The organism is Pseudomonas sp. 8BK (assembly GCF_902506475.1).
Taxonomy (GTDB): domain Bacteria; phylum Pseudomonadota; class Gammaproteobacteria; order Pseudomonadales; family Pseudomonadaceae; genus Aquipseudomonas; species Aquipseudomonas anguilliseptica.
Map to the genome: position 1 here is coordinate 2,246,744 of NZ_LR733252.1, position 26,571 is coordinate 2,273,314.

Here is a 26,571-nt window from a genome sequence, read left to right on the forward strand (position 1 = left end):
AGGGCGCAATGGTGACCGACAGGTCGCAGGGCGCGCCATTTTAAGGCGGGCATCCGGGCTAAAGCTTCGTAGGGTGGATAACGCTCTTGTTATCCACCACAGGCAAGCATGGTGGATGGGTAAAACGTCATCCACCCTACCCAGGTATCAGAGTCCGGCCAGCTGCAGCCAGTGACGATAGAAGCCTTCAGCTACGCGGTTTAGTTCGGCGACTTTGGTTGGCAGTTGGTCGAGCATCTGTGCCCTGCTCTGCTGGCTCGGCTGGCTTTCATCCAGCAGGTGATGCCAATCACCGAGCCACTGGCGCACCAGGGCTTCGTCCATTTCCGGGTGGCCTTGCAGGGCCAGGACCTTATCGCCCCAGGCAAACGCCTGGTTGCTGCACCAGGGGCTGCTGAGCAAGGGCTGCGCGCCCTCGGGGATAGCAAAGCTGTCGCCATGCCACTGGAAGATCGGGAACTGTTCAGGCAGGTGCTGCAACCAGGGGCTGGGCGCCGCCTGGTCGAGACGGGTCAGCGGCTGCCAGCCACTTTCGGTGTAGGGCATGCGGCTGATTTGCGCGCCCAGAGCCTTGGCCAGCAGCTGGCCGCCCAGGCAGTGGCCAATCAGCGGAATATCGCGGCGGATAAAATGTTGCAAAGCGACCACTTCGGTCTGCAGCCAGGGTAGCGGGTCGTTCACGCTCATCGGTCCGCCCATGATGGCCACGGCCTTGGGGCGGTCGAGGTCAATGCTGTCCAGCTCGCCCAAATCCGCGCGCAGCACGCTAAATGAGTGGCCAGCCTGCTCCAGCACTTTGCCCAGATGGGCCGGTGGGCAGTAATCAATATGGGTAAGAATCAGGATATCGGTCATGCGCCAAGTCTGAAGCAAAGCGCAGGCTGGGGTCGAGGGACGATTGATTGGAGATAGTTTGCGGGGGTTGAAATGACACTGGCCAGCTTATGGCTGGCCAGTGTGCAGACTTCAGGGCTGCCTTACCTCCTGGGTAACGCCCCACCCATCCAGTTTGCCGCCAAGCGGCGCCACGACCGACTCCAGGTCATGCTCGAAGTCGTCAATGCCGTGGTATGTCGCGAACATTACTTTACTGACTTGCAGGTGCCAGACGCCGTCATCACGCTCGGTCACCAGGGCGTGTAAAGATTCACCTCGAAATTGGCGGGTGGCCAGACGGGCCCGCTCCTCATCCGGGAATAAGGCGTAGAACTCGATGGGATGGAAGCTGGCAAAGTCGAAACCACCCTCCTTCATCCGCCGTAAAACCCCGTTACTGACATCATCGTGCAAGGCTGTGCTCATGAAGTGACCTCCTCAGGCGATGGACATATTTACAGGACGCTAAAGAACCAACTAGGTGTCGATACTGCAGTGCTACGACCTGATAAACGCTTTCCCATTGCTACCGCCAGAGCTTCAGCGGTGTTGCGGCACCGATTGCAGTGCCGCCCGAGAATCAAGCGATGTGCTGCTTGATATGTCATAAGCCAGACCTGAAACCAGGGCTGGTCAACGCAGGCTTGTTCAGAACGAACAAGTCAGAAGCGTTAGTTGCAGACTAGTCCCATCCTGCGCGGTTTGCCCAGCGAAATATCCAACTCAGCCAGTCTCAATTGTCGCGGCTAAAGCCCCTCCCACGGTTTAGCTCCAAGATGGCATCGGCCAGCCAGACTAGGCCGCGGCACCCTGTTGTGGGAGGCGCTTTAGCGGCGGGCTTGCGGGCGACCAGGGTTCATGGGCAGCCCTGAGCTCCGCCCAGGTAATTATTCACGGCTTAGCCAGGCCATGATGCGCCGGGTTAACCAGACGGGCGTCAGCTGGCCAGACCAGTACAGCAGCTTGAATTGTCGGCTGATCGGCCGGTGTACCGCACGGCTGCAGGTTTGCGCCCAAGCGGCCTGGGCCACGGCTTCGGCCTCAAGGTTAACCCCCAGACGCCTTAGCACCGGGGCCTGGAAACGCTGGTTGTTAAGCATCGGCGTGCTGACAAACGGCGGCATCAGGTCGCCGACACGGATGCCGTGCTTGGCCCATTCCAGATCCAGCGCCTCGGTCAGCCCACGCACAGCGAACTTGGAGGCCGAATAGCTGGCCAGATGCGGCACACCATAAACACCCGAAGCCGAGCCCATATTGATCACCTGGGCGTCGGGCGTGGCTTGCAGATAGGGAAAAGCCGCGTGGGTCATGTTCAGCAGCCCCTGCACGTTGATCTGCAGGATGCGCGCATGCTCACTCAGCTCGATATCCTCGAAGTGCCCACACTGCAGAATCCCGGCGCTATTGAACAGCAGGCGCAACTGACCGCCATGCAGGGCGCAGAAGTCCGCCAGGGCGACCTTGACTGCCGCTGGGTCGGCCACATCCAGCTCGGCATGCCAGACATTACCCAGCTCACCCGCCAGCTTGGCCAGTGCCTGGTGGTTGATATCCAGCAAGCCGACCTGCCAGCCGTGTTGATGAAACAGCCTGGCGGTGGCTGCGCCGATTCCCGAGGCGGCGCCGGTTATCAGAATATTGTTCACTCAGCAGCCCCGCTCACGCAGAAAACTCACCACTTCGGCCAGGGCAAAATCGGCGGCCTTGAGCATGCCAGCATGAGCCTGAAACACGTGCCACAGGTCCGGATAGCGCTGCAGGCGCACATCCACACCGGCTGCCCTGGCCTTGTCGGCAAAGCGCAGGCTGTCGTTACGTAGAATCTCGTCTTCACCGACCTGGATCAATACAGGGGCCAGCCCCTGCAGATCGGCAAACTGCGGCGATAAACCGGGATCGTCATGCGCCAATCCGGCAGGGCAATACAGCGCCAGCGCCTGCGCCGCCCATTTAGGATGAAGCAGTGGGTCGCCCGCTGGCGGCTCGTGTACCTGCGTAAAGGAAAAATCGGTGACCGGGGAGAAACACACCAGCGCCGCCGGTTGCGCCAAGCCCAAATCACGCAGACGCAGACTGGTGATCAGGCTCAGGTTGCCGCCAGCCGAATCACCGCCAATCACGATCTGCTCGGGCGTGTAACCCAGCGTGAGCAACTCCTGAAACGCGGCCAACGCATCGTCGCGAGCTGCAGGATATTGGTGCTCCGGCGCCAGGCGGTAATCCAGCGCGCACACATCTATCTGTCCGCGCTTGGCCAAGGTGGAGCAGATCGTGCGGTGGGTGTTCGCTCCGCCGATCAGGTATGCACCGCCATGCAGATACAGCAGCACCATGCCACGGCCACTCTGCGGCTTATGCCACTCACAGGGCCGCCCACCCAAGGTGCCGGTACTGCGGGTGATGCCGCGCGGCGCCGGGCTGGCGGCAGTCAGCAGACGCAACACCGCACGCTGGCCGGCAATTGGCATGGGTGGACGTACCAGGCCACGGAACAGCAGGCGCAGGCTGGTACGCAAGACGCTGCGCAGCAACGCCTGATCGGCCGCGGGGGCGGTAAATTCAGCGGGTGCATTCATAGTCATTGGGCTCCGGTGCGCGGGTCTGCAGGCGATAGGTAAAGGTATAGCCCGGCCAGTTGTTGGTGCTTTTGCCGGAGGCGGTTTTGTACCAGCTTGAGCAGCCCTGCTCCCATATCGTTCGATGTGAGCTGGCCTGGATCTGCTGGTTGTAGCGCTGCTGCACTTGCGCTTTTACGTCCAGATAACGGGCGCCCTGCTCGCGCAGCAAATCGATGCAGCCAAGTACATAACGGAACTGGCTTTCGAGCATATAAATGATCGAGTTGTGCCCCAGGTTAGTATTGGGCCCATAAAGGATAAACAGGTTGGGAAACCCGCTGACGCTGATGCCCTTATAGGCTTCGGCGCCATCGCGCCAGGCCTGGTTCAGCTCTTGCCCGCCGAGCCCGCGAATCTGCATTGGCGCGAGAAAATCCGTAGCGGCAAAGCCGGTACCGTAGATCAGCACATCGCAGGGGTGCTCGCGGCCATCGGCGGTCATGATGGCGCGCTCGCCGACGCGGCTGATCACCTCGCTGATTAGCGTCACATTGGGTTGCGCCAGGGCCGACAGATAGTCATTGCTGATCAGGATGCGCTTGCAGCCCATGGGGTAGTTTGGCTGCAGCTGGCTGCGCAGTTGCGGATCACGGATATGCTGCTTGAGGTGACGTTCGAAGCTGAAGCGAAACAGCTTCATCAGCCACGGCATGCTGATAAACGCCAGGCCGCGCACCTCGTGTTGCAGGTACTTGAGACCACGGTCGAGGCGTTGCAGCCAGGGCAGCCGGCGCATCAGCGCCAGCTCCCAAGGCTTGTAGGCGCGATCCGGCTTGGGCAACACATAGGCCGCCGAGCGCTGAAACAGCTTGAGTTCGGCCACCTGCGGCTGGATCTGCGGGACAAACTGAATCGCCGAGGCGCCGGTGCCGATCACCGCTACGCGCTTGCCGGTCAGGTCCAGGTCATGCCGCCAGCGCGCCGAGTGAAAGGCCTCCCCGGCGAACTGCTCAATTCCCGGCAACGCTGGATAGGCCGGCTGATTGAGCTGGCCGCAGGCGCTGATCAGCACCTCGGCGCAGAGCTCTTCACCATTGCTCAGGGTCACCCGCCACAACGCTGCCGCCACATCGAAGGCCGCCGAGGCCACCTCGGCATTGCAGCGAATACGCGAACGCAGCTGGTACTTGGCCACGCAGTGCAGCATATAGCCGTGGATTTCCGCCTGAGGCGCAAACTTGCGGCTCCAGTCGGTTTTCGGTTCAAAGGAAAACGAATACAGGTGCGACGGCACATCGCAGGCCGCCCCCGGGTAGCTGTTATCGCGCCAGGTGCCGCCGACTTCTGCGGCCTTTTCAAGGAGCAGAAAGTCCTCGACACCGCCCTTCTGTAACTGAATGGCCATGCCCAAACCACCAAAACCGCTGCCGATAATCAGCACGCGTAACCGGGTCTGGTTCTGGGAAGTGTTGTGCATTGTTATATCCCCCCAACCGCATCTGCTTGACTGCACAAGATGCTACTTGCTGGGGAAGGCCATGGTTATGGCATAACCGGACAGCAAATTGTGACTTTCGGACAGAGTCTCTGATCGTTGGGTCTGAAACTACTCGAGTAAAGCCAAATCCTAGGGTAGCTGCGTCTTACGGAAAGCCAGGCCGTCCATAAGGCACGAATTAGGAATGACGAAATACGTCGCTCAACACCCTTAGGTTTCGACCATTTCGACAGCTGCTACCAAAACTTCCACCAACGTTTGGGTCGAGTCACGCGGTTACCGGTATAGGTCTTTTGCGAAAATTTGGGAAACTCGCCAAACACTTCGGGCAGCCGGTAGGTGTCCAGGCTGTAACCTTTATCCAGCGCTTCCTGGTAATAGCGGTCGAAGAGGCTCTGCAGGTCCTTGCGCGGATGCACCATGACCTGGCCATCGAACCAGTGCTTACGCCCTTCCCTGGCCAGTCGAGGAACCGCCAGGTAGTGAGAAAACTGAGTCCCCATATCCGAATAGTGGAGAATCTTGATCTTCTCGACAGGGCTATTCTCCCCATCAATATTGTTGTACTCAGTGTCAAACGATTGAATAACCCCCGTATTGACCTTGTAGTACTTTTTGAGTTGCTGATGAATCTCCGGTTTACTTTTGATCTCCTCGATCGGAGGCAGGTGTTTTTCAGCCGCAGCACAATCCCACATCGACACGCAGAAACGCCAGGACTGCTGACCGCCCTTAGCCATCACCACCTTGCCTGGCTCGAAAGGCAACTGCCAGAGCTCGGTCAGATCGCACAGGACAATGACGTCAGTGTCCATATAAATGGCCTTACCCTGGTAGCCGCAATAGGCCGGGATACTCCAACGAAAACCCGAAAACGGCGTCGTCCAGGCTTCAGTACGCCAGCCCTGCTGTTGTTCTGGATTGGAATGCCAGAAGCTCTGAGAGTCTCGTGATAGCTGCATCCAGTGAATATCCACTGGCAAAGAGCAGTGTTTGCGGATGCTGTAATCCAGCACCATCATCTGCTCCAAGTCACAGTCATTGGGATCACAGCCAACGAATACCTTGATTACTTCCTGCATCCCCCTGAGCTCCTATATCCCTACCTGACTTCGTTAAAATCCGACGTGCGTCATCCCTTAAAGCCGAACGCAAATTTCGGCGTACGCTAATTCTTTGCAACTAGCAGATCAAGCGCGTAGCTGCTGCACGTATTGATAGTCGCCTGGATCACTTTCGCGCAATTGCACAGAGCTGTGGCATAGTCGATGCCTCCATTGTGACTTTCGGACAAGCTCATGTCAGTCACCTTTTCTTGGCCACCACGCCGCAGCATTACCAGCGCCCAATTGCTAACCCAGCTGGGCCTCGACCATGGCCTGAGCGTCGAGCAGTGCCTGCGCGACACTGGCCTCAGCTCCCTGCAACTGGCCGAACTACACAGTGAAATCGAAGGAGCGCAGGAACTGCAGCTGGTTCGCAACCTGATCGACGCACTGCCCGATCTGGATGATCTCGGCCTGCAGGCCGGCCTGCGCTATCAGCTGACCACCTACGGCATCTGGGGTTACGCCCTGCTCAGCAGCCAGAGTTTCCGTCAGGCCGCCGACCTCAGCCTGCGTTATCTGGACCTGACCTTTGCCTTTAACCGCATCAACTTGATCGAAGACGCCAGCGAAGCCCATCTGCAGCTGGACGGCAGCCATTTGCCGGATCAGGTGCGCGACTTTCTCCTGCTGCGCGACGCCGTGGCGGTGATGGTGATTCAGCGCGAATTGACCGGTGCCAAAGTGCCGCTGAGCCGGGTACAGCTGAGTATGCCGACACCGGCTGACCCGGCGCGCTTTATTGAGCAGTTTGGCCTGCTACCGGAATTCGCCAGCGCCTCGAACCGCATCAGCTTCCCGCGTCAGTTGCTCGACCAGCCGTTGCCCCGCGCCAATCCGCACAGCGCTCAACTCTGTGAGCAGCAGTGCCAGGCCCTGCTGGCCAAACGACAAGTGCGCAGCGGCCTGGCCGGGCAGATTCGTGATCGCCTGTTGAGCACACCCGGCCGGCTACCCGATATGGAAGTGATCGCTTGCGAATTGAATATCAGCAGCCGCACCCTGCGTCGCCGTTTGGAAGCGCAAGGCAGCAGCTTTCGCCAGCTGCAGGAGGAAGTGCGCCAGGCCCTGGCCGAAGAGCTGCTGGCCATCGCCAGCCTGAGTCAGGAGGAGATTGCCGAACGCCTGGGCTACAGCGAGGTGTCGAACTTCCTGCATGCGTTCAAACGCTGGAAAGGCCTCACGCCGGGGCAATTTCGACAAACATTGGCCTGAAGCGCGACTGACAAGTCATCGAAACAGATGGCACTTTGCTATTTCATCCGCCAAATTAGCAGTTTCCACCTTCAAGCTGGCAGGCGTTTACGCCGATACTGCTGAACAACCGATTGACTGGAGTTTTCATGCGACAGGGTTTTCTTGGGCAGTTCCTGCCACATGATTTGACTGATCAGGCCAGCGTTCTGTTGGCCCGTACGCTGGCCTTCAGCGGCCTGTGCAGCGTGGTCATCGGCCTGTACAGCTGCATCAAGTGGGGACGCCTGGGCAATGATGCGCTGATGTATGGCTCGTTGCTGCTGGTGTTGGGCATGCCGCTGATGCTGCTGGTACTGCGCAGCACCGTGCTGCCACTGGCGGTAGCCGCGAACATGGCGCTGGCATGCATGGCCAGTTACTCGATGCTGCTGATCTATCAGCTGGGCGGCCTGCATTCGGCGCATATCTACTGGCCGGCGGTGATCATCGTATTCGCCTATCTGCTGGCCGGTGCCCGCAGCGCCATGGTCTGGAGCCTGGTGCAGGTGCTGTTCGTGTTCTGGCTTATTCGCCTGGAGCGCAACGGCGCCAGCCTGCCGGTATTTGAACTGAGCCCGCGCGATGCTGCGGTGAACACCTACTCAGGCTACATCCTGCCGGTGCTGACCGTGTGGCTGGCACAGTGGTACAGCGCGCAACTGCGCAACCAAGCCCTGGCCGATGCCGAACAGGCCCTGAACGAATCGCGCGAGTTCGGTCAACGCGCCGCACGTAATCAGGAGCAGCTCGGCGGCATCGTCAATGAAGTGCGCAGCACCGCCAGCGACCTGCTGCAGATGGCCGGTCAGCTGCAACAGACCCTTGGCGGCATTCGCCAGCGCTGCCAGAGCATCGACACCGATGTGCAACAGCAGGCCGACACCATGCATCAACTGGACCTGGCGCTGCACGGCGTGTTGGACAGCCTCTCTGACAGCACCGGTCATATGCAGCAACTCAGCCAGGACACCCAGCACAGCAGCAGCCAGGTGAATGCCTGCGCACAGCGCATGGAAGATGCCCAAGCCAGCATGCAGGCCATCCAGCAGAGCAACCAGCGCATCGCTGAATCCATGCAGATGATCAGCGCCATCGCCCAGCAGACCAACCTGCTGGCGCTTAACGCCGCTATCGAAGCGGCCCGCGCCGGCGATCATGGCCGCGGCTTTGCCGTGGTGGCCGATGAGGTGCGCAACCTCTCACAGCGCAGCAACGAAACCGCCGACACCGTACAGAACGTGCTCGGTCAGTCGCAGCAGATCATAGATACCGGGGCGACCCAGGTCAGTGAAGTCAGCAGTGCGCTAAGCAGTAACGCCGGGTTGACCGACAACCTCTCCAACTCGATCCTGCAGCACAGCCAGGCGCTTACCCAGGCGCACCAGCAGCTACTGCACGTACGCGACAACAGTGCCGCACAGCGTGACGCCAGCCAACGCCAACGCGCCGCCAGTGCCGAACTGTTGGATGCCCAGGAGTCACTGGTGCAGCTGGGCCAACAACTGGAGCAGTTGTCGCATCAATTGCATCAGCGGGTCGCCAGCGCCTAACTATGCAGGCCCCTCTCCTACATCAAGGGGAGGGTAAAAGCCTCGACCTTCCAGTTTGAAAGTCAGTTCTGCGCTGACAGCCTGCCGAGCGGCGGTTATTGTTCGGCCATGAGCCAATCACTTCACACCCTGTTACTGAGCTATCAACCACCCTGGCAGTGGCAACAGTTCCATAGCCACTTTGCCCTGCGCGCACTGACAGGGGTGGAAAGCCTGCAGCCACACAGCTACGCACGCAGCGTGCTGCTCGACGGCGTGCGCGGTTGGTTCCGTGTGCAACCGCTGGATGATCAGTACGCGCTGCAACTGCACTACAGCCAATCGCTGCAGCCCTGCCTGCCGACGCTTATTGCGCGGGTGCGCAAGATGTTTGATCTGGACTGCCAACCGCAGCAGATCACCGCGCACTTTGCCAACGATGCGCAGCTCGGCCCGCTGGTTGCGCGTCATCCCGGTTTGCGTTTGCCCACCGCTTTCGAGCCCTTCGAGCAGGCGGTGCGCGCCATTGTTGGCCAACAGGTTACGGTCAAGGCGGCAGTGACCATCACCGGCCGCCTGGTTACCCGTTTGGGTGAATCACTGCAATTTGCCGATGCGCCAGCGATTCAACGGCTGTTCCCCAGTCCGAGCGCTATCGCCGAAGCCAACCTGGACGGCATCGGCATGCCCGGCAAGCGCGTGCAAACCTTGCAGCACTTCGCGGCGCAGGTGGCCAGCGGCGCGCTGCGCCTGGATCTGCAGAACGGCTACACGGCCTTTGTTGAGCAGCTGTGCGCCCTGCCCGGCATTGGCCCGTGGACGGCGGAATATATTGCGCTGCGCGCCTTCGGCGAGGTCGATGCCTTTCCCGCCAGTGACCTGGGGCTACTCAAGGCACCGGTGTGGGGGCCAGAAGGCATCGACGCCAAACAGCTCAGGGCTCGCGCTGAAGCCTGGAGGCCGTGGCGCGCCTATGCCGCCGCGCATCTGTGGCACAACTATTCAGAGGGCTGAACCAATGTTCTACCGCTACCACGACAGCCCGATTGGCCGTCTGTTATTGGTCGCTGACGCAACCGGCTTGCAGCAACTGCTGATGGATATCGATGACAAGCCCTGGGATATCGGCGAACACTGGAGCCGCGCTGCCGATGAACTGGATGAAGTGTGCCGGCAACTGGATGAGTATTTCGCCGGGCGGCGGCGGCGCTTCGAAGTACGCCTGGCGCCGCAAGGCACAGCATTTCAGCAGGCGGTGTGGCAAGCGTTACAGGCCATTCCGTTTGGTCATACCCGTTGCTACAGCGACCTCGCCGCCGAGATCGCGCGGCCCAAGGCCGTGCGCGCCGTTGGTGCGGCCAATGGCGCCAACCCGATAGCCATCATCATTCCCTGTCATCGGGTAATTGGCCGTGACGGCAGCCTCACAGGTTATGCCGGCGGCCTGCCGCGCAAAGCGCTGTTGCTCAAACTGGAAGGGGCGCAGCTGCCGGAACAGCGGTTGCTGAGCATTTAGCCTAGGGCTGAACTCGCGCCAGCACGCGCGCCGGAGCCTCTAGGGGTAACGCCAGAATCAACCCTTCGCCAGACGCCGGATAAATGCCGGTCAGCGCGGTGATATTGACCTGATGGGAGACCAGCACCAGCGACGCACCACGCGGTTGTGCATTGATCTGTTCGATCAGCGCAGCGGTCTGCTCACGGGCGGTATTGGGTGTTTGAAAGAAGGAGTCCAGGGCTGGCAGTGTTTCTGCTGCGCCCATGCCCATTTCGCGGGCCGTGTCCTGTGCTCGGCACCAACGGCTACTAAGCAGACGTGGTTCAATCCACTGACTACGCAACAACTGTCCCCAGCGCTGCGCCTGCTCACGACCTTGCTGATTGAGATTACGCTGAGTGCGGCAATCACTTAGCTGGAAATTCGCCGGGTCACCCGTGCCGGGCGCTGTGGCATGGCGCAACAGCAGCACGGCGCGGCCTTCACGCAACGCGGTCCAGGCGGACTTATCGCTGGCCTGAACCGCGCCGCTCAGCAGATACAGCGCCAACAACCACGCGCCGTATCGCCAACGTAGGTAGTTTTTCAACGGCCTGCTAGAACTTGACCGTGCCACGCGGCCCCATCAGCGCCCAGATGATCAGACCGATCACCGGCAGCAAGACAATCAACAATATCCACAGCACCTTAATGCCAGTTTCGGCGTTGCTTTTGATCACGCTAAGAATCGCCCAGATATCCAGCGCCAGAATGACCAAACCCAGTAAACCGTTGAACATTGAACCCATATGGTGTCGCTCCTATGCGAAGGGATCGCTTACGTAGGATAGACGCTGGGCAAAAGAGTTCAGGCGCTTTACCTATCAGCAGTCATCCAACCCCGCAAAGGCGGCAGCAAAATCACCGGTTAGTGGGGTAAAAACCGCCACCTGGGGGCTGTCAAACAGGCGCAAAACGGCAAAGCGCGGATGCTCGCCGCCGTCGAACCAATGCGCAGTGCCGGCGGGTAACCGCACCAGGTCGCCCTTCTCGCACAACAGGCTGTAGACGTACTCGCCGATGTGCAGCGCCAGCAGGCCACGTCCGGCCAAGTAGTAATGCAGGTGAGCCGGCTGACAGCGTTGCTCCGCGCGCAGGCTACGGGCCAGCTCACTGCCCTCGCCGCGCTCATCACACAGGCTTAGCACCTCGGCACTGGTGTAGCTATGCGCGGTCATCAGTTGGTCGATCTGCACACGATTGGCCGCCAGCAGTTCATCACTGACTGTACCGGCCGTGACCGCCTGTTGAACCGGCACCTGACTGAACTGCACACCAACAGCAGCCAGAGTGCTGGCAATGTCCTCGAGGTGAGTCAGCAGCTTGTTCGGGTACTCGGGCGAAGACTGGTGGTAGACGGTCAGGCTGCTCATGCTCAAGGCTCTCGTACAGTTTCAATTCAGATAATCAAGTCTAGGGCCGCTCATCACGCAGATAGCGCGCGGTAATCACCGCAGCCGCCAGGGCAATCAGGCTGGCGATGGCAAAGGTCCAGGCCGCGCCGAGGCTGTGCCAGCTGTAGCCGGAATACAGTGCGCCCAGCGCCCCGCCGACGCCAGCCAGCGCGGCATACAAGGCCTGGCCTTGCCCCTGCTGGCGATCGGCAAAGCTGCGCTGAACAAAATGCATGGCCGCCGCATGGAAACTGCCAAAGGTTGCGGCATGCATCAACTGGGCAAACAGCAGCACCGGCAGATGCCCAGCCAGATTGCCCAGCAATAACCAGCGCACGGCGGTAATCAGAAAGCTCGCCAGCAGCACGGTACGCAGGGAATAGCGCGCCAGCAAGCGGGCCATAAACATAAACAGCACGATCTCGGCCAGCACACCCAGCGCCCACAGCTGGCCGATCACCCCTCGCGAATAGCCGAGTGCTTCCAGATGCAGACTGAGGAAGGTGTAGTACGGGCCATTGCTCAACTGCATCAGCCCGGCGCTAAGGTAGAAAGCGAGTATCCCCGGCCGCCGCAGTTGCTGGAGAAAGCCGCCCTGCTCCAGAGTGTTGGGGCGCATCTGCGGCTGCGCATTGGGCACCCACCAGCTGCTCAGGACGATGCCGCCCATGATCAGAATCAGCGCCCAGGGATAGGCGTCCAGGCTGAGCAGCTCGAACAACTTGCCCAGACCGACCACCGCGACAATAAAGCCGATGCTGCCCCACAGGCGGATCTGGCTGTAGCGCGCGGCCTGCTCCTTGAGGTGGGCAAAAGTGATCACCTCAAACTGCGGCAATACCGCATGCCAGAAGAACGCATGCAGCGCCATGATCAGCGCCAGCCAGGCATAGCTCTGGCTGATAAAGATGCCAGCAAAGCACAGCAGCGTGCAGATCGTGCCAAAGCGCACGATAGCCAGCCGCTGCCCGCTGTAATCGCCCAGCCAACCCCAGATATTCGGTGCAATGCAGCGCATCAGCATGGGAATGGCGATCAGTTCGCCAATTCGCGCAGCAGAAAACCCCAGGTGATCGAAATACAGCGCGAGAAACGGCGCGGTAGCGCCGAGCAGCGAGAAATAGAAGAAGTAGAAACCGGACAGACGCCAATAGGGCAACACAGAAGGCATGGTTTACCCAGACGTAGGTTGGGTTGAGGAGCCAGCGACGAAGCCCAACACGCGATAAATCATCTTTCTGCGCTGCCGAGTCGACCGCCGTTGGGCTTCGCTGCGCTCAACCCAACCTACGCGGGCAGTCACAGCTGTGGCAGCACCGGCGTGCTGACCCGCACATCGGCATTCTGCGCGCGATGGCGCAGCAGGTGGTCCATCAACACGATGGCCATCATCGCCTCGGCAATCGGCGTGGCGCGGATGCCCACACAGGGGTCGTGACGGCCCTTGGTGATGATATCCACCGGGTTGCCGTGGATATCGATCGAGCGCCCCGGCGTGGTGATGCTCGAGGTCGGTTTGAGCGCCAGGTGCGCAACAATCGGCTGGCCGCTGGAAAGTCCGCCAAGGATGCCGCCGGCGTTGTTGGAGAGAAAACCTTCCGGGGTCATCTCGTCACGGTGCTCGGTGCCGCGCTGCGCCACGCTGGCGAAACCCGCACCGATTTCCACGCCCTTGACCGCGTTGATGCTCATCAACGCGTGGGCCAGTTCGGCGTCCAGGCGGTCGAAAATTGGCTCGCCCAGCCCCGGCATCACACCTTCAGCGACCACGGTGATTTTTGCGCCGACCGAATCCTGATCACGGCGCAGCTGGTCCATATAGGCTTCCAGCTCCGGCACCTTGTCCGGATCGGGGCTGAAGAAGGCATTCTGCTCGACGCTGTCCCAGGTCTTGAACGGGATTTCAATCGGCCCCAGCTGGCTCATATAGCCGCGAATCACGATGCCCTGAGTGGCCAGGTACTTCTTGGCGATGGCGCCAGCGGCCACGCGCATGGCCGTCTCGCGCGCCGAACTGCGGCCACCACCGCGGTAGTCGCGGATGCCGTATTTGTGGTGATAGGTGTAATCGGCGTGGGCCGGGCGGAAAGAATCCTTGATCGCAGAGTAGTCCTTGGACTTCTGGTCGGTATTGCGGATCAGCAGGCCGATCGAGCAACCGGTGGTCTTGCCCTCGAACACCCCGGCAAGAATTTCCACCTCATCGGCTTCCTGGCGCTGTGTAGTGTGGCGGCTGGTGCCAGGTTTGCGCCGATCAAGATCACGTTGCAGGTCTTCCAGGCTGATTTCCAGGCCTGGCGGGCAACCATCGACAATGGCGACCAACGCCGGGCCATGGCTCTCGCCAGCGGTGGTGACAGTGAACAGCTTGCCGTAGGTATTGCCGGACATGTGCAAAACGCTCCGCGAAAATCAGCTCCGAGGCTACGCCAGCCGGCGCAAAACCCCATTTGAGTAAAGGCGGCGAGTATACCCGTGGCGTTCGCCCAGATCATCCTCGAACCTTCAGGGCGGATAAACGTCCAATAGGCTCATCCTTGGCAGTTCCTTTCCATGACCCGAGCTCTGCTGTTGCCCCTGTTTCTCTGCAGCGCCCTGCTGCAAGCCGCCCCCGACGTCGCACAGAGCAACATCGCGCATAGCAGCATGCAGCAACCCATGCGCCTGCAGACCGACCAGGGCACGCTGCATGGCACGCTGCTCAAGCCCAGCAGCACCAAACCGGTGGCCGTGGCGCTGCTGATTGCCGGCTCGGGCCCCACCGACCGGGACGGCAACAACCCTGAAGGCGGCCAGAGCGACAGTCTCAAACGCCTGGCGCAGAGCCTGGCCAGACAGGGCATCGCCAGCCTGCGTTACGACAAACGCGGGGTGGCCGCCAGCCGTGCGGCCACCCCGGATGAACGCGACCTGAGTGTCGAGGGTTATGTCAGCGATGCCGTGGCCTGGGCACGGCTGCTCAGGGCTGATCCGGCATTTGACAGGCTGATTTTGATCGGCCACAGCGAAGGTGCGCTGATTGCCAGCCTGGCTGCCGAGCAGGCCCAGGCCGATGCCCTGGTGGCAATTGCCGGCAGCTCACGGCCGATTGATCAACTCTTACGTGAACAACTCGCATCCCGCCTACCACCGCATTTGCTGGCGCAAAGCAACCAAGTGCTCGACCGCCTGCTGGCCGGGCAATTCAGCCCCAAGGTACCCAAGCAGTTGCAAGTGCTGTTTCGTCCGAGCGTACAGCCCTATCTGATCTCGCTGTTGCGGCAGAACCCAGGCCAGGCCTTTGCCCGATTGCAGATTCCTGCGCTGATCGTACAAGGCAGCCACGATATTCAGGTCAGTGTCGCCGATGCCCACGCCTTGCAGGCCGCCAAGCCGGATGCCGAGCTGCTGATCATCCCTGGCATGAACCATATGCTGCGCATCAGCGCGCTGGATTTACCGGCGCAACTGGCCAGTTACAACAATCCTCGGCTACCGTTGGCACAGGGATTGGGCGAGCAGATCGCCCAGTTCATCCAGCGCAACGGCAAAAAGCCAGCCTCCAGTTAGCCGAGCGGCGGCCGATAAGCGCATCAGGCGACACCTGAAGATGTCGCGCACAGGATCGCCGTGTATGACTGACAACCCACAACCACAAACCGCTACCGACACCGCCGCCCAGGAAGTCGCCGAGCAAGCCCATCCCTGGGCCGATCTGCCGCCCGAACACTTTCGCCTATTGCGCCTGGCCGCTCTGCCTACCGACCGCCACACTGGGGCGCGGCCCTTGCGCTTTATCCAGTTAGGCCGCGTCGAGCGCCTAGGCAAGCAGCAGAGCCTGCTGCGTCTGACCTTGCAGCTCCCCGGTCAGCGTGTACGCAAGGAGCAGAACATTCTCGAAGTCTGGGCCGATCATGAGCAACGCCTGGTGCGCTTCGGCCCGGACAAAGGCCTGCACGTGCAGCCGGAAAACCGCGGTTTGGGACGCTTTATGCTGGCCCAAGGGATTGCCTGGGCGCGTCAGCACTTCGCCCACTATCAAGTGCAGCACAGCCCCTTGCCAAGCAAGGATGCCTTTACCGAGGAAGCCCGTGCGCGGCGCGACCACTGCCTGCAGGCCCAGGGCTTTGTGGTCGAATACCTCGATCCGCTGCAGATCAAGGCGCAATGCGGCGCGCCACGGGTCAGCTCGCTGCATGGCGACTGGCACACGGAGAAGGTGCAGATCGTTGAATTACTGGACGCCGCCAGCATGCTGCAACAGGCCGACCAGAGCCTGCGCGAACAGGAAGTGAAAGTGCGCAAACTGGAAGAACGCATCGAAGTGTTCAAACGCGAAGACGGCGGTCTGCGCTTTACCATCACCTGCCTGGTGGCGTTCTGCGTGTTTCAGGCGGGGCTACTGATCTGGATTGCTACGCGCTAGCGAATGGCACGGGCCAGGCGATACTGCCCCGGCGCCACGCCGTAGGCCTGTTTGAACTGCCGACTAAGATGGCTCTGGTCGGCAAAACCCAACTGCATCGCCACACTCAGCGGCGCACAACCATTCCTTAATAACGCCCGAGCCTGCTCCAGACGGCGCTGCATCAGCCAGCTGTGTGGCGGCAGGCCGGTTGCGCGGCGGAACACTCGGGCGAAATGAAACGGCGACAAGCCCACCGCCTGCGCCAGTTCTTCCAATGACGGTGGCGCCGCCAGTTGACTGGCCAGCATCTCCTTGGCCAGCGCCACAGCCTGAGGCTCATGACCAGGGGTGAGGCCCGCAGGAACGCGGCCATGACGTTGAAATAACAGCAAAATCGCTTCACGCCAGGCGTTCTGCTGCTGCAAGGCGCTGGCCGGACTCTCCAGCAGACGATGCAAGTCGGCAAACGTCCGACCCAGCGGCGCATCATGCAACACACTGCCGGCAAAACTGGGTAGGCCGCCGCGCTCCAGCTCCAGCTCAGCCAATACCTCGCAAACCTGCTCAATCTCGGGGTAGAAAGCGCGGTATTGCCAGCCCTGATCATGAGCCTTTGAGCAGGAGTGCAACTCGTCCGGGTTGATCAGGATCATGCTGCCGGCAGGAGCCAGATGCTCACTGCCGCGATGCTGAAAACGGTGGGCACCCTGCTCAATTACGGCAAAAACAAAGCCTTCGTGCACATGAGGCGAGAAGCGCTGCTCGATATAGTGTGCGTGGAGCAACTCCACGCCGTCCAACTCACGTGATTGCCAAAAAGTGTGTTTGCTCAGTATCTGCCTGCGCCATGCCTCAACCGCTAAAACGCGCCTCCAGCTGCAGCTTGATCGCCGGCCAGTCATGATCGGTGATGCTGTAGAGCACGCTATCGTCCAGGCGCCCGTCAGCCAGGCGGCGGTGGTTACGCAACACACCTTCACGCTGCGCTCCAAGCTTTTCGATGGCACGCTGCGAACGCAGATTACTGGCAGCGGTTTTTAGTTGTACACGTACCAGCCCCCAGTGTTCGAAAGCGTGCTTGAGCATCAGGTATTTGATGATGGTGTTGAGGCCCGTGCCATGCTGGCTGCGATCCAGCCAGGTCCAGCCGATCTCCGCCGCCGGCAAAGTATTCATAAAGTCGCCGAAACGGGTGGTGCCCACTAGCTGGTCGCCCAGGCGAATAACAAAGGGCAAGGCCCGCCCTTCACGCTGCTCGAGCAAGCCCTGGCGATACCAGTCGAGGCGCTGGCTGCCACTCATATAGATCAGCTCCTGGCGATTGGCTTCGGCCAGACTGATCAAGGCGGGAATATCGGCATCGACCATGGGTTCGATACGCAATCCGCCACGTTGCAGGGTAATTAGTTGCGGCTTGAACATAGGGTCCCTCCTCGGACAGAGTCGCAGGCGCGACACGCTAACAGGGCCGGCAAGTGTGCACAATCCACAACAGCAACAAGTTCTACGCCAGTGCGACCTTGGTCGTGCCTGACGCACCGTCACTTTGCTGCGAGACTAAGACAAATCATATGCAGTAGGCTCAGAACCAGTCTCGGAGCTGCTGCGCTTCGGCGATACGGCGTTAAGACTGGCCTCGGAATGCTCATTTACAGCAGTAAACTCCGCTTCCTCGGCCACTCTTGCCTTGTCTCGCACTAGCTCGCGCGTTCCGAGACAGGTTCTTTGGCAGCCGCTGCGCTACCAGATAAGACCCTGGCAGCCCCCTACAGTTTGTTTTCGGAGTTTGCATGACCCTGTCTAGCGGGCTGATCGCCGCGGTTGCGCTGATTTACATGGCCATTCTGTTCGCCATCGCCTTCTACGGTGATCGCCGCGCTGCGCCCATGCCGCCGAAAATTCGCGCCTGGGTATACAGCCTTTCACTGGCGGTGTACTGCACCAGCTGGACGTTTTTCGGCGCGGTAGGCCAGGCCGCCGAACAGCTCTGGTCATTTCTGCCGATCTACCTCGGGCCGATCATCATTCTGGTCTTCACACCCTGGGTGCTGCAGAAGATGGTGATGATCAGCAAACAGGAAAACATCACTTCGATTGCCGACTTTATCGCCGCCCGCTATGGCAAATCCCAGGCGCTGGCGGTGGTAGTAGCGCTGGTCTGCCTGGTCGGCGTATTGCCCTATATCGCCCTGCAGCTCAAAGGCATCGTGCTCGGGGTCAACCTGCTCAGCGGTGCCGGTGCAGGCGCCAACGGCACCGGTGCCCAGGACACCGCGCTGATCGTCTCGCTGGTGCTGGCACTGTTCACAATATTGTTCGGCACACGCAACCTGGATGTCACCGAGCACCACCGCGGTATGGTTCTGGCAATTGCCTTCGAATCGCTGGTCAAACTGCTGGCCTTCCTCGCCGTCGGCGCGTTTGTGACCTACGGCCTGTACAACGGCTTTGCCGACCTGTTCGATCAGGCCAAAGCCAACGCCGGGCTGGAGAAATTCTGGGAACAAACCGTCAATTGGCCAGCGATGATGACCCAGACGGGCCTGGCGATGATCGCCATCATCGCCTTGCCGCGGCAGTTTCATGTGACCGTGGTGGAGAACATCGAGCCCAAGGATCTGCGCCTGGCACGCTGGGTGTTCCCTGCCTACCTGATACTCGCCGCGCTGTTTGTGGTGCCCATCGCCCTGGCCGGACAGATGCTGCTGCCGGCCGGCGTTACCCCGGACTCCTTCGTGATCAGCCTGCCGCTGGCCGAAGCCCATCCAGCACTTGCCATGCTGGCCTTTATCGGCGGCGCATCTGCGGCTACCGGCATGGTGATTGTCGCCTCGGTGGCGCTCTCCACCATGATTTCCAACGACATGCTGCTGCCCTGGCTGCTGCGCCGGCAGAATACCGAGCGGCCGTTCGAGGCCTTCCGCCACTGGATGCTCACCGCGCGCCGGGTGAGCATTGTGGTCATCCTGCTGTTGGCCTATGTGTGTTATCGCCTGCTTGGCTCCAACGCCAGCCTGGCAACCATTGGCCAGGTCTCCTTCGCGGCCATCGGCCAGCTGGCTCCGGCGATGTTCGGCGCGCTGGTGTGGAAGCAGGCCAACCGCCAGGGCGTGTTTGCCGGGCTGTTCTTTGGCGCGCTGATCTGGTTCTACACCCTGGTTATGCCGCTGGTGGCGCGCGGCCTGGGCTGGCCAGCGGATGCCTTGCCGGGCGTGCAAACCCTGCTGTACGGCCCGATCGGCTTTCAGGTCGACCCGCTGACCCGTGGGGTGGTGCTGTCGCTGGCCGGCAACTTCCTGTTGTTTGCCTGGGTTTCCTACTTCTCGCGCACCCGGGTGGCCGAGCATTGGCAGGCCGGGCGCTTTATCGGCCATGACCTGGGCAACAAACCCAGCAACCGCAGCATGCTCGCGGTGCAGGTCGGCGACCTGCTGCTGCTGGCCAACCGCTTTGTCGGTGAAGACCGTGCGCGGCAGAGCTTTATGCGTTTCGCCTACCGCCAGGGCAAAGGCTTCGACCCCAACCAGACCGCCAACAGTGAATGGATCGCCCACACCGAACGCCTGCTGGCCGGTGTACTCGGCGCCTCATCAACCCGCGCGGTGGTCAAGGCGGCCATCGAAGGTCGCGAGATGCAGGTCGAGGATGTGGTGCGCATTGTCGACGAAGCCTCGGAAGTGCTGCAGTTCAACCGCGCACTGCTGCAGGGCGCGATCGAAAACATCACCCAGGGCATCAGCGTGGTCGACCAGTCACTGCGCCTGGTGGCCTGGAACCACCGTTATATCGAGCTGTTCAACTACCCCGACGGCCAGGTGTATGTCGGTCGCCCAGTGGCCGAGCTGATCCGTTTCAACGCTGAACGCGGCCTGCTTGGCGGCGGCGATATCGAGGAACACGTCAGCAAGCGCCTGTACTGGATGCGCCAGGGCACTGCGCACACCTCCGAGCGGCTGTTCCCCAACGGCCGGGTGATCGAGCTGATCGGCAACCCCATGCCCGGTGGCGGTTTCGTTATGAGTTTCACCGACATCACCGAGTTCCGCGAAGCCGAGCGCGCGCTCAAGGACGCCAATGAAGGCCTGGAACAGCGGGTCAGCGAGCGCACCCAGGAGCTGTCGCAACTGAATCTGGAGCTGACCGAAGCCAAGGGTGTGGCCGAGGCCGCCAACCAGTCGAAAACCCGCTTTCTCACCGCCGTCAGTCATGACCTGATGCAGCCACTAAATGCCGCGCGGCTGTTCTCCGCCGCCCTGTCCCACCAGGACGATGCCCTGCCCGCCGACGCCCGTGAACTGGTGCGCCACCTGGACAGCTCGTTGCGCTCGGCCGAAGACCTGATCAGCGACCTGCTGGATATCTCACGCCTGGAAAACGGCCGCATCTCTCCGGACCGACATGCCTTTGTGCTGAACAATTTGTTCGACACCCTGGGGGCGGAGTTCAGGGTGCTGGCCGCCGAACAGGGCATGGATTTTCGCCTGCGCGGCAGCCGTCTGCGGGTCGACAGCGACATCAAACTGCTGCGGCGCATTCTGCAGAATTTCCTGACCAACGCCTTCCGCTACGCCAAGGGCCGTGTACTGCTCGGCGTACGCCGTCGAGGCCAACACCTGCGCCTGGAAGTCTGGGATCGCGGCCCGGGCATTCCCGAGGACAAGCGCAAGGTGATTTTCGAGGAGTTCAAACGCCTGGACAGCCATCAGACCCGCGCCGAAAAAGGCCTGGGCCTGGGCCTGGCGATTGCCGATGGCTTGTGCCGAGTACTCGGCCACCAGCTGGAAGTGCGTTCCTGGCCGGGCAAAGGCAGCGTATTCAGCGTCACCATTCCCCTGGCCTTGCACGCCGATCCACCCGTACTGCTCAGCCAACCCGAGCACCATGGCGAGGCGCTGGTCGGCATCCAGGTGCTATGCATCGACAACGAGGACAGCATCCTCGCCGGTATGCACAGCCTGCTGTCACGCTGGGGGTGTCAGGTGTGGACGGCGCGCAACCGCCTGGAGTGCGAACACTTGCTGAGTGAAAACGTACGCCCGCAGCTGGCACTGGTGGACTATCACCTGGATGACGGTGAAACCGGCACCGAGCTGATGGCCTGGCTGCGCACGCGTTTGGGTGAACCGCTACCGGGTGTGGTGATCAGCGCCGACGGCCGCCCCGAGCTGATCGCTCAGGTACATGCCGCCGGCCTCGATTACCTGGCCAAGCCGGTCAAACCGGCCGCCTTGCGCGCCCTTCTGAGCCGCCATCTCGTCCTGCGTTAGCAGGCCGTTAAAAACGTTGGCGAGGCAGTCAGCGCAAGGCAAAAACAGGCGAAAAAGCGGAGTTTACGAGTGTAAATGAGCACTTTGAGCCTGTTTTTAACGCAGCGATGACAACGCAGGTAGTTTGTAACCGCCTGCTTAAAGGCGCTGACGGAACAATGCCTGGTGCTCGCGGCATTGCGCAGCCGCGAGCAGGAATACGCCGTGCCCACCGCGCTCGAACTCAAGCCAGGTGAAGTCAACTTCAGGGTACAGCGCCTCGACATGCACCTGGCTATTGCCGACCTCGATAATCAGCACGCCTTTCTCGGTCAGATGATCTGCCGCCTCGGCGAGCATCCGCCGCACCAGATCCAGGCCATCATCGCCACAGGCAAGGCCCAGCTCAGGCTCGTGCTGGTATTCGGCCGGCATATCGGCGAAATCCTCGGCATCCACATAGGGCGGGTTGGAGACGATCAGGTCAAACCGCTGCCCCGGCAACCCGGCAAAACCATCGCCCTGCACGGTGTAAACACGTTCTTCCAGGCCGTGACGCTCGATGTTCTGATTGGCCACTTCCAGCGCCTCAAACGACAGATCACCGAGCACCACTTCGGCCTCGGGAAACTCGTAGGCGCAGGCGATACCAATGCAGCCCGAGCCGGTGCACAGATCGAGAATCCGCGCCGGTTCGATGGCCAGCCAGGGTTCGAAGTGCTGCTCGATCAGCTCGGCAATCGGTGAGCGCGGAATCAGCACACGCTCATCGACCATAAACGGCATGCCACAGAACCAGGCCTCGCCCAACAAGTAAGCAGTCGGTACGCGCTCGTCGATGCGTCGTGCGAGCAAGGCATGCAGGTGCGCATGCTCATCGTCTTCCAGGCGGCATTCGAGGTAGCTATCGGCAATTTCGTAAGGCAGATGCAGGGCGCCGAGTACCAGCTGGCGAGCTTCATCCCAGGCGTTGTCGGTGCCGTGGCCGAAGAACAGCTCCTCGCCATGAAACCGACTGACCGCCCAGCGAATGTAATCGCGCACGCTGCGCAGGCGGGTTGGGTAGGTATGTGTGGCGTCAGTCACGGCAGCTCTCCGCAGAAAAAGTGCGCCATTCTAGCAGCCTGCCGTGCTTGCCCGCGCCGGGCGCAGTGCTGGTTTAGCGGCACGACGCATTACTGACCACAAAGGCCGCCACAGTCACAAAGTAGGCCTGCCCAAGCCTCATGCGCATCAGTATAATTTTGTTACCAATTTCTAACCCTTCCCTCCCTTTCTCAAGACTTCCCTAAAAATGGTCATAGATCCCTTCTCGATCACGGGCTTGCTCGTGCTGGCGATATTTTTGATTGGCATGACGCTAATCGTTTTTGAAGCACAACTGGAGATGGATAAGTTCAAGCCGGCGATGTTCATGATGTCCGGCCTGATCGTTATCGGTGCCCACTACGCGTTTTACGACCCCAATGGCTTTCAGTTCTTCCTGCATGCGCAGAGCGAGATCAAGGAAGAGCTGTTCGGCCTGATCGCCTTTATGGCGTTTATGTGGATGGTGGTCGAGCTGCTCAATGAGCGGAACGTGTTCACCGCGCTCAATGGCTATCTGATGCGCAAGGGGCTCGGCGCGCGCGGCATGTTCTGGGCCACCGGCGCACTGTCGGCGCTGCTCTCGCCGTTTCTCAACAACATCACCACGGCGATGATCTTCGGCAAGACGGTGAAGAACATCTCGACCAATCAGCGCTACACCCATATTTCGCTATGCAACATCGTGGTTGCCTCCAACTCCGGAGTTTGGTTTCTCGGCACCTCGACCAGCCTGATGGTGGTGCTGGCCGGCAAGATCAGCATCGCCGGCCTGCTGTTGCTGATTCCCTCGGCGTTGGTCGGCTGGCTGTTGTTCGCCGCCACGCTGCATTTCTTCTACCTGCGCAAACTCGATGGCCAGAGCCTGATTCAGGTGGCTGACCAGGCCGAATCTGCACTCAAACCCGGCGGTGCGGGCCTGGCGATCGTTGGTTTCTTCGCGGTATTTGGCGCAGTGCTGTGCAATATCGTGCTGAAAATCAGCATCGAGTTTGCCATCGGCATTGGCCTGGGCATTGTCGCCCTGTATGCCTGGCTGCTGATGCACCGCGGCATCGAGCTGCCCTGGCAGGATCAACTGCAAAAGGTCGAGTGGAACGCCCTGTTGTTCTTTATCGGCATCATCACCTCGGTGGCCTGCCTCAACCATGTCGGCTGGCTGTCGTATATCTCGCGGCTGTTCGAAGTGCTGCACCCCACTGCGGTCAACATGGTGCTCGGCGTCGCGTCCGGGGTAATGGACAACGTCCCCGTGGAAGCGGCTGCGCTGATGTCCAACCCGCAGCTAGGGCTCAATCAGTGGGCGCTGAATGCGCTGATGGTGGGGATTGGCGGCTCACTGACGGTGGTCGGCTCAGCCGCCGGGGTGATGGCGATGTCGTTGGACAAGACCTACAGCTTCGCCGTTCACCTGAAGTTTCTGCCGGCCATTCTGGTCAATTTCTTCGGTTCGCTAGGTATCTGGTACCTGCAGTTCGAACTGTTTGGCCTGTACTGAAACGCAAACGCCAGGGCATGCCCTGGCGTTTGTCGATGGTGACCCACGCCGCCGCTAGTCTCGTTTAAGGTGCAGTTCGCGCAGCACAGCGATGGAAATCGCCACGGCGAACAACAGCCAGAAATGCTCAGAAAACAGTGCAATCAGATTCATATTGCAGCTCCTTTGCTTGAAATCGCCGTTCCTCGGCAGCCACTCGATTCTGCTCGCCGTATAGACGACACGCAAGATCATCGGCCACAAAGGTTCACAGCAGCGCAGCACAGGCGGACAATGGGTGGACTGTCCATGCCAGCCTGGAGTTCCTGCCATGACCACCCCTAAAACGATGTTCGCCCTCACTGGCCGCAGCCATGCGCCCGCCAGCCTGAGCAATGCGACCTTGCTGATCATTGATGCGCAAGAGGAATACCGCAGCGGCGTACTGCAATTACCGGGGCTGGATGCCGCGCTGGAAGAAATCGCCAAACTGCTGGCCGCCGCCCGCCACTTGGGCAGCGCCATCGTTCACGTCAAGCACTTGGGCATCCCCGATGGCCTGCTCGACCCACGCGGCCCACGCGGCCTACACCTGCCGGAAGCAGCGCCGCTGCCTGGCGAAATCATCGTAGAAAAGCGCATGCCCAACGCCTTCAATGGCACCGAACTGCATGATCGCTTACAGGCCCTGGGCCATCTGGACCTGATCGTCTGCGGCTTTATGACCCATTCGAGTATCAGCACCACGGTGCGCGCCACCAAGGACTATGGTTATCGCTGCACCGTGGTGGATGCCGCTTGCGCCACCCGCGACCTGCCAACGCTCGACGGTCAGGTGATCAGCGCCGCCGAGATGCACCGCGCCGAGATGATTGCCCTGGCCGACAATTTTGCTGCCGTGGTACCGCGCGCCAGCGCCTTGATCTGAGCCACCGCCAGCCGCGCAGTAGTTCGCAACTTGCACAGAGGCTGAGCGGCGTAGTTGAACCCCGCCAGCCCAGGCCGGTCATACCGCCGATAACCACCGAGGAAATTGGCATGAGGAAATCGGAATGAAACACTCCGATGGTTTCGATGCACGCCGCCTGCGCCCACGCAATACCAGCAACTGGCGCCTGCGCCTGGGCGCTGGCTTGGCCGCATTGTTTGCCACACTCGGCGTACTGCTGAGCATGGCAGGCGTCGCCACTCTGCTCGGCCAACCTGCTGCGCTCGGCCCACTGAACGAATCGCCAGCCGCCGCCAGCGTATTGGTCGTGATCGGGCTGCTGTTGCTGACCTTCGGCGTGCTGCTCTGGCGCCGCTGTCGACGTCGCCTGCGCCGCCCCAGCGACCTGAGCATGTCCCCGCATCTGATGAAAAAGCGCGACTGAGTGCTTCCAGGCAACACGGATCTGGCAGCTTGGTTACACTAGCGGCCTTCGTGGAGGCCTAAATGCAAGACGACGATTTTTCTCTATTTAAAGCCGAATTGCGCGGCGTCAAACCGATCAAACATGACCGCGCGGACACCGGCAAACCGAAACCCAACCGCGTCCAACTGGCCACCCTACGCCAGGCCGCCACGGCACGCGTGGAGTCGGTCAAGGTCGACGGCCTGTCCGACCAGTTCGTGATCGATGTCGGTGCTGAAGACCCGCTGTATTGGTACGCCAACGGCGTGCAGGAAGGCCAGATGCGCAAGCTCAAGCTGGGTCAGATCAGCTTCGAGGGCAGCCTCGACCTGCACGGCATGAGCGTGGAAAAAGCCCGCGACACCCTGTGGGAGTTCATCGCCGAAGCCAACAAACTGGAAGTCCGCTGCGTGCGCGTCACCCATGGCAAGGCGGTGCGCATGGACGGCCGCAAACCGATGATCAAAAGCCACGTCAACACCTGGCTGCGCCAGCATCCGCAGGTACTCGGTTTCACCTCCTGCCTGGCCAAACACGGTGGCACCGGCGCGGTATACGTGATGCTCAAGCGCACCATGATGGATGGCCGCGACGAATAAGCTCATGCCACTGGCGGGTTACGCACTTGCCAGCCCGACCCTCGCGGCCTAACCTGCGCCCTTTAGAAAGACCTACGAGATTGTCCATGTCCCTGGAACAGAACTACACCGCGATCCTTGGCCAACTTGGCGAAGACGTATCCCGCGAAGGCCTGCTCGACACGCCCAAGCGCGCCGCCAAAGCCATGCAGTACCTGTGCAAGGGCTACCAGCAGACCCTCGAAGAAGTTACCAATGGTGCGCTGTTCAGCTCCGATAACAGCGAAATGGTGCTGGTGAAGAACATCGAGCTGTACTCGCTGTGTGAACACCACCTGCTGCCCTTTATCGGCAAGGCCCATGTCGCCTACATCCCCAACGGCAAGGTGCTCGGCCTGTCGAAGGTTGCGCGCATCGTCGACATGTATGCACGCCGCCTGCAGATCCAGGAAAACCTTAGCCGGCAGATCGCCGAAGCTATCCAGCAAGTCACCGGCGCCCTCGGTGTGGCCGTGGTGATCGAAGCGCAGCACATGTGCATGATGATGCGCGGCGTGGAGAAGCAGAACTCCTCGATGGTTACCTCGGTGATGCTCGGCGAATTCCGCGAAAACGCCGCCACGCGCAGCGAGTTCCTTAGTCTGGTCAATAACTGATCAAGCCTTG

The 26,571-nt window shown here is 60.7% G+C and carries 26 protein-coding genes; 12 read left to right on the plus strand and 14 right to left on the minus strand.

Going from position 1 to position 26,571, the window contains the following annotated elements:
- Positions 1-147: 147 nt before the first annotated feature.
- The 6 genes from ACIN8IBEIGE_RS10355 to ACIN8IBEIGE_RS10380 all read right to left on the minus strand — a co-directional run bounded on the left by ACIN8IBEIGE_RS10355 (position 148) and on the right by ACIN8IBEIGE_RS10380 (position 6,017).
- Positions 148-855, minus strand: a complete 708-nt coding sequence (locus ACIN8IBEIGE_RS10355) for a type 1 glutamine amidotransferase (RefSeq protein WP_160014544.1) — start codon at positions 853-855, stop codon at positions 148-150.
- A 111-nt stretch (positions 856-966) separates the two neighbouring features.
- The gene (locus ACIN8IBEIGE_RS10360; RefSeq protein WP_090385491.1) at positions 967-1,302 is read right to left on the minus strand and encodes a ribonuclease E inhibitor RraB; all 336 of its coding nucleotides are present in this window, start codon (positions 1,300-1,302) and stop codon (positions 967-969) included.
- A gap of 461 nt (positions 1,303-1,763) precedes the next feature.
- Entirely contained in the window at positions 1,764-2,525 is a 762-nt protein-coding gene (locus ACIN8IBEIGE_RS10365) for an SDR family oxidoreductase (RefSeq protein WP_160014545.1), read from the minus strand.
- On the minus strand, positions 2,526-3,455 hold the full coding sequence (locus ACIN8IBEIGE_RS10370) for an alpha/beta hydrolase (protein ID WP_160014546.1): 930 nt from the start codon (positions 3,453-3,455) through the stop codon (positions 2,526-2,528).
- Entirely contained in the window at positions 3,439-4,914 is a 1,476-nt protein-coding gene (locus tag ACIN8IBEIGE_RS10375) for an NAD(P)/FAD-dependent oxidoreductase (RefSeq protein ID WP_160014547.1), read from the minus strand. The genes ACIN8IBEIGE_RS10370 and ACIN8IBEIGE_RS10375 overlap by 17 nt, the downstream gene beginning before the upstream one ends.
- A gap of 257 nt (positions 4,915-5,171) precedes the next feature.
- Positions 5,172-6,017, minus strand: a complete 846-nt coding sequence (locus ACIN8IBEIGE_RS10380) for a glycosyltransferase (protein ID WP_160014548.1) — start codon at positions 6,015-6,017, stop codon at positions 5,172-5,174.
- Between the two features lie 216 nt (positions 6,018-6,233).
- On the opposite strand from ACIN8IBEIGE_RS10380, the gene ACIN8IBEIGE_RS10385 reads away from it, so the two are divergent.
- From ACIN8IBEIGE_RS10385 to ACIN8IBEIGE_RS10400, 4 genes are all read left to right on the plus strand, one after another.
- On the plus strand, positions 6,234-7,256 hold the full coding sequence (locus tag ACIN8IBEIGE_RS10385) for an AraC family transcriptional regulator (protein ID WP_160014549.1): 1,023 nt from the start codon (positions 6,234-6,236) through the stop codon (positions 7,254-7,256).
- A gap of 1,031 nt (positions 7,257-8,287) precedes the next feature.
- Entirely contained in the window at positions 8,288-8,827 is a 540-nt protein-coding gene (locus tag ACIN8IBEIGE_RS21205; RefSeq protein WP_372240012.1) for a methyl-accepting chemotaxis protein, read from the plus strand.
- Positions 8,828-8,935: 108 nt separating this feature from the next.
- Complete coding sequence (locus ACIN8IBEIGE_RS10395) at positions 8,936-9,820, plus strand: DNA-3-methyladenine glycosylase (protein WP_160014551.1); 885 nt, start codon at positions 8,936-8,938, stop codon at positions 9,818-9,820.
- 4 nt (positions 9,821-9,824) lie between these two features.
- On the plus strand, positions 9,825-10,322 hold the full coding sequence (locus ACIN8IBEIGE_RS10400; protein WP_090385452.1) for a methylated-DNA--[protein]-cysteine S-methyltransferase: 498 nt from the start codon (positions 9,825-9,827) through the stop codon (positions 10,320-10,322).
- Position 10,323: 1 nt separating this feature from the next.
- Here the strand turns inward: ACIN8IBEIGE_RS10400 and ACIN8IBEIGE_RS10405 are convergent, their stop codons facing one another.
- The 5 genes from ACIN8IBEIGE_RS10405 to aroC all read right to left on the minus strand — a co-directional run bounded on the left by ACIN8IBEIGE_RS10405 (position 10,324) and on the right by aroC (position 14,128).
- Entirely contained in the window at positions 10,324-10,857 is a 534-nt protein-coding gene (locus tag ACIN8IBEIGE_RS10405) for a histidine phosphatase family protein (RefSeq protein WP_160016358.1), read from the minus strand.
- Positions 10,858-10,900: 43 nt separating this feature from the next.
- The gene (locus tag ACIN8IBEIGE_RS10410; RefSeq protein WP_090385447.1) at positions 10,901-11,092 is read right to left on the minus strand and encodes a PLDc N-terminal domain-containing protein; all 192 of its coding nucleotides are present in this window, start codon (positions 11,090-11,092) and stop codon (positions 10,901-10,903) included.
- A 75-nt stretch (positions 11,093-11,167) separates the two neighbouring features.
- The gene (locus ACIN8IBEIGE_RS10415; RefSeq protein WP_160014552.1) at positions 11,168-11,716 is read right to left on the minus strand and encodes an acireductone dioxygenase; all 549 of its coding nucleotides are present in this window, start codon (positions 11,714-11,716) and stop codon (positions 11,168-11,170) included.
- A gap of 40 nt (positions 11,717-11,756) precedes the next feature.
- On the minus strand, positions 11,757-12,908 hold the full coding sequence (locus tag ACIN8IBEIGE_RS10420; RefSeq protein WP_160014553.1) for an MFS transporter: 1,152 nt from the start codon (positions 12,906-12,908) through the stop codon (positions 11,757-11,759).
- Between the two features lie 128 nt (positions 12,909-13,036).
- Positions 13,037-14,128, minus strand: a complete 1,092-nt coding sequence (gene aroC, locus ACIN8IBEIGE_RS10425; RefSeq protein WP_160014554.1) for a chorismate synthase — start codon at positions 14,126-14,128, stop codon at positions 13,037-13,039.
- A 162-nt stretch (positions 14,129-14,290) separates the two neighbouring features.
- On the opposite strand from aroC, the gene ACIN8IBEIGE_RS10430 reads away from it, so the two are divergent.
- Positions 14,291-15,286 carry an alpha/beta hydrolase gene (locus ACIN8IBEIGE_RS10430; RefSeq protein WP_160014555.1) on the plus strand — a complete coding sequence of 332 codons (996 nt, stop codon included), beginning with the start codon at positions 14,291-14,293 and terminating at the stop codon, positions 15,284-15,286.
- A gap of 64 nt (positions 15,287-15,350) precedes the next feature.
- Positions 15,351-16,142, plus strand: a complete 792-nt coding sequence (locus ACIN8IBEIGE_RS10435) for a hypothetical protein (protein WP_160014556.1) — start codon at positions 15,351-15,353, stop codon at positions 16,140-16,142.
- Here ACIN8IBEIGE_RS10435 and ACIN8IBEIGE_RS10440 read toward each other — a convergent pair.
- Together ACIN8IBEIGE_RS10440 and ACIN8IBEIGE_RS10445 are read right to left on the minus strand one after the other, a co-directional pair.
- Positions 16,139-16,915 carry an AraC family transcriptional regulator gene (locus ACIN8IBEIGE_RS10440; protein ID WP_256665097.1) on the minus strand — a complete coding sequence of 259 codons (777 nt, stop codon included), beginning with the start codon at positions 16,913-16,915 and terminating at the stop codon, positions 16,139-16,141. The genes ACIN8IBEIGE_RS10435 and ACIN8IBEIGE_RS10440 overlap by 4 nt on opposite strands.
- 61 nt (positions 16,916-16,976) lie before the next feature.
- Positions 16,977-17,546, minus strand: coding sequence for a GNAT family N-acetyltransferase (locus tag ACIN8IBEIGE_RS10445; RefSeq protein WP_160014558.1), 570 nt, complete (start codon positions 17,544-17,546; stop codon positions 16,977-16,979).
- 368 nt (positions 17,547-17,914) lie between these two features.
- Here ACIN8IBEIGE_RS10445 and ACIN8IBEIGE_RS10450 point away from each other — a divergent pair, with 368 nt between their 5' ends.
- Positions 17,915-21,391 (plus strand): PAS domain-containing hybrid sensor histidine kinase/response regulator, encoded by a 3,477-nt coding sequence (locus tag ACIN8IBEIGE_RS10450; RefSeq protein WP_160014559.1) that lies wholly within the window; start codon positions 17,915-17,917, stop codon positions 21,389-21,391.
- A gap of 138 nt (positions 21,392-21,529) precedes the next feature.
- Here ACIN8IBEIGE_RS10450 and prmB read toward each other — a convergent pair whose 3' ends face one another.
- Positions 21,530-22,456, minus strand: a complete 927-nt coding sequence (gene prmB, locus ACIN8IBEIGE_RS10455) for a 50S ribosomal protein L3 N(5)-glutamine methyltransferase (RefSeq protein WP_160014560.1) — start codon at positions 22,454-22,456, stop codon at positions 21,530-21,532.
- A 268-nt stretch (positions 22,457-22,724) separates the two neighbouring features.
- Here prmB and nhaD point away from each other — a divergent pair, with 268 nt between their 5' ends.
- The 5 genes from nhaD to folE all read left to right on the plus strand — a co-directional run bounded on the left by nhaD (position 22,725) and on the right by folE (position 26,561).
- Complete coding sequence (gene nhaD, locus ACIN8IBEIGE_RS10460) at positions 22,725-23,954, plus strand: sodium:proton antiporter NhaD (RefSeq protein WP_178124349.1); 1,230 nt, start codon at positions 22,725-22,727, stop codon at positions 23,952-23,954.
- 310 nt (positions 23,955-24,264) lie between these two features.
- On the plus strand, positions 24,265-24,861 hold the full coding sequence (locus ACIN8IBEIGE_RS10465) for a cysteine hydrolase family protein (protein ID WP_160014562.1): 597 nt from the start codon (positions 24,265-24,267) through the stop codon (positions 24,859-24,861).
- 124 nt (positions 24,862-24,985) lie between these two features.
- Positions 24,986-25,306, plus strand: coding sequence for a hypothetical protein (locus ACIN8IBEIGE_RS10470; protein ID WP_160014563.1), 321 nt, complete (start codon positions 24,986-24,988; stop codon positions 25,304-25,306).
- Positions 25,307-25,368: 62 nt separating this feature from the next.
- Positions 25,369-25,926: a Smr/MutS family protein gene (locus ACIN8IBEIGE_RS10475; protein ID WP_160014564.1), complete on the plus strand. Its 558-nt coding sequence runs from the start codon at positions 25,369-25,371 to the stop codon at positions 25,924-25,926.
- Positions 25,927-26,012: 86 nt separating this feature from the next.
- Positions 26,013-26,561: a GTP cyclohydrolase I FolE gene (gene folE / locus ACIN8IBEIGE_RS10480; protein ID WP_160014565.1), complete on the plus strand. Its 549-nt coding sequence runs from the start codon at positions 26,013-26,015 to the stop codon at positions 26,559-26,561.
- Positions 26,562-26,571: the final 10 nt, after the last annotated feature.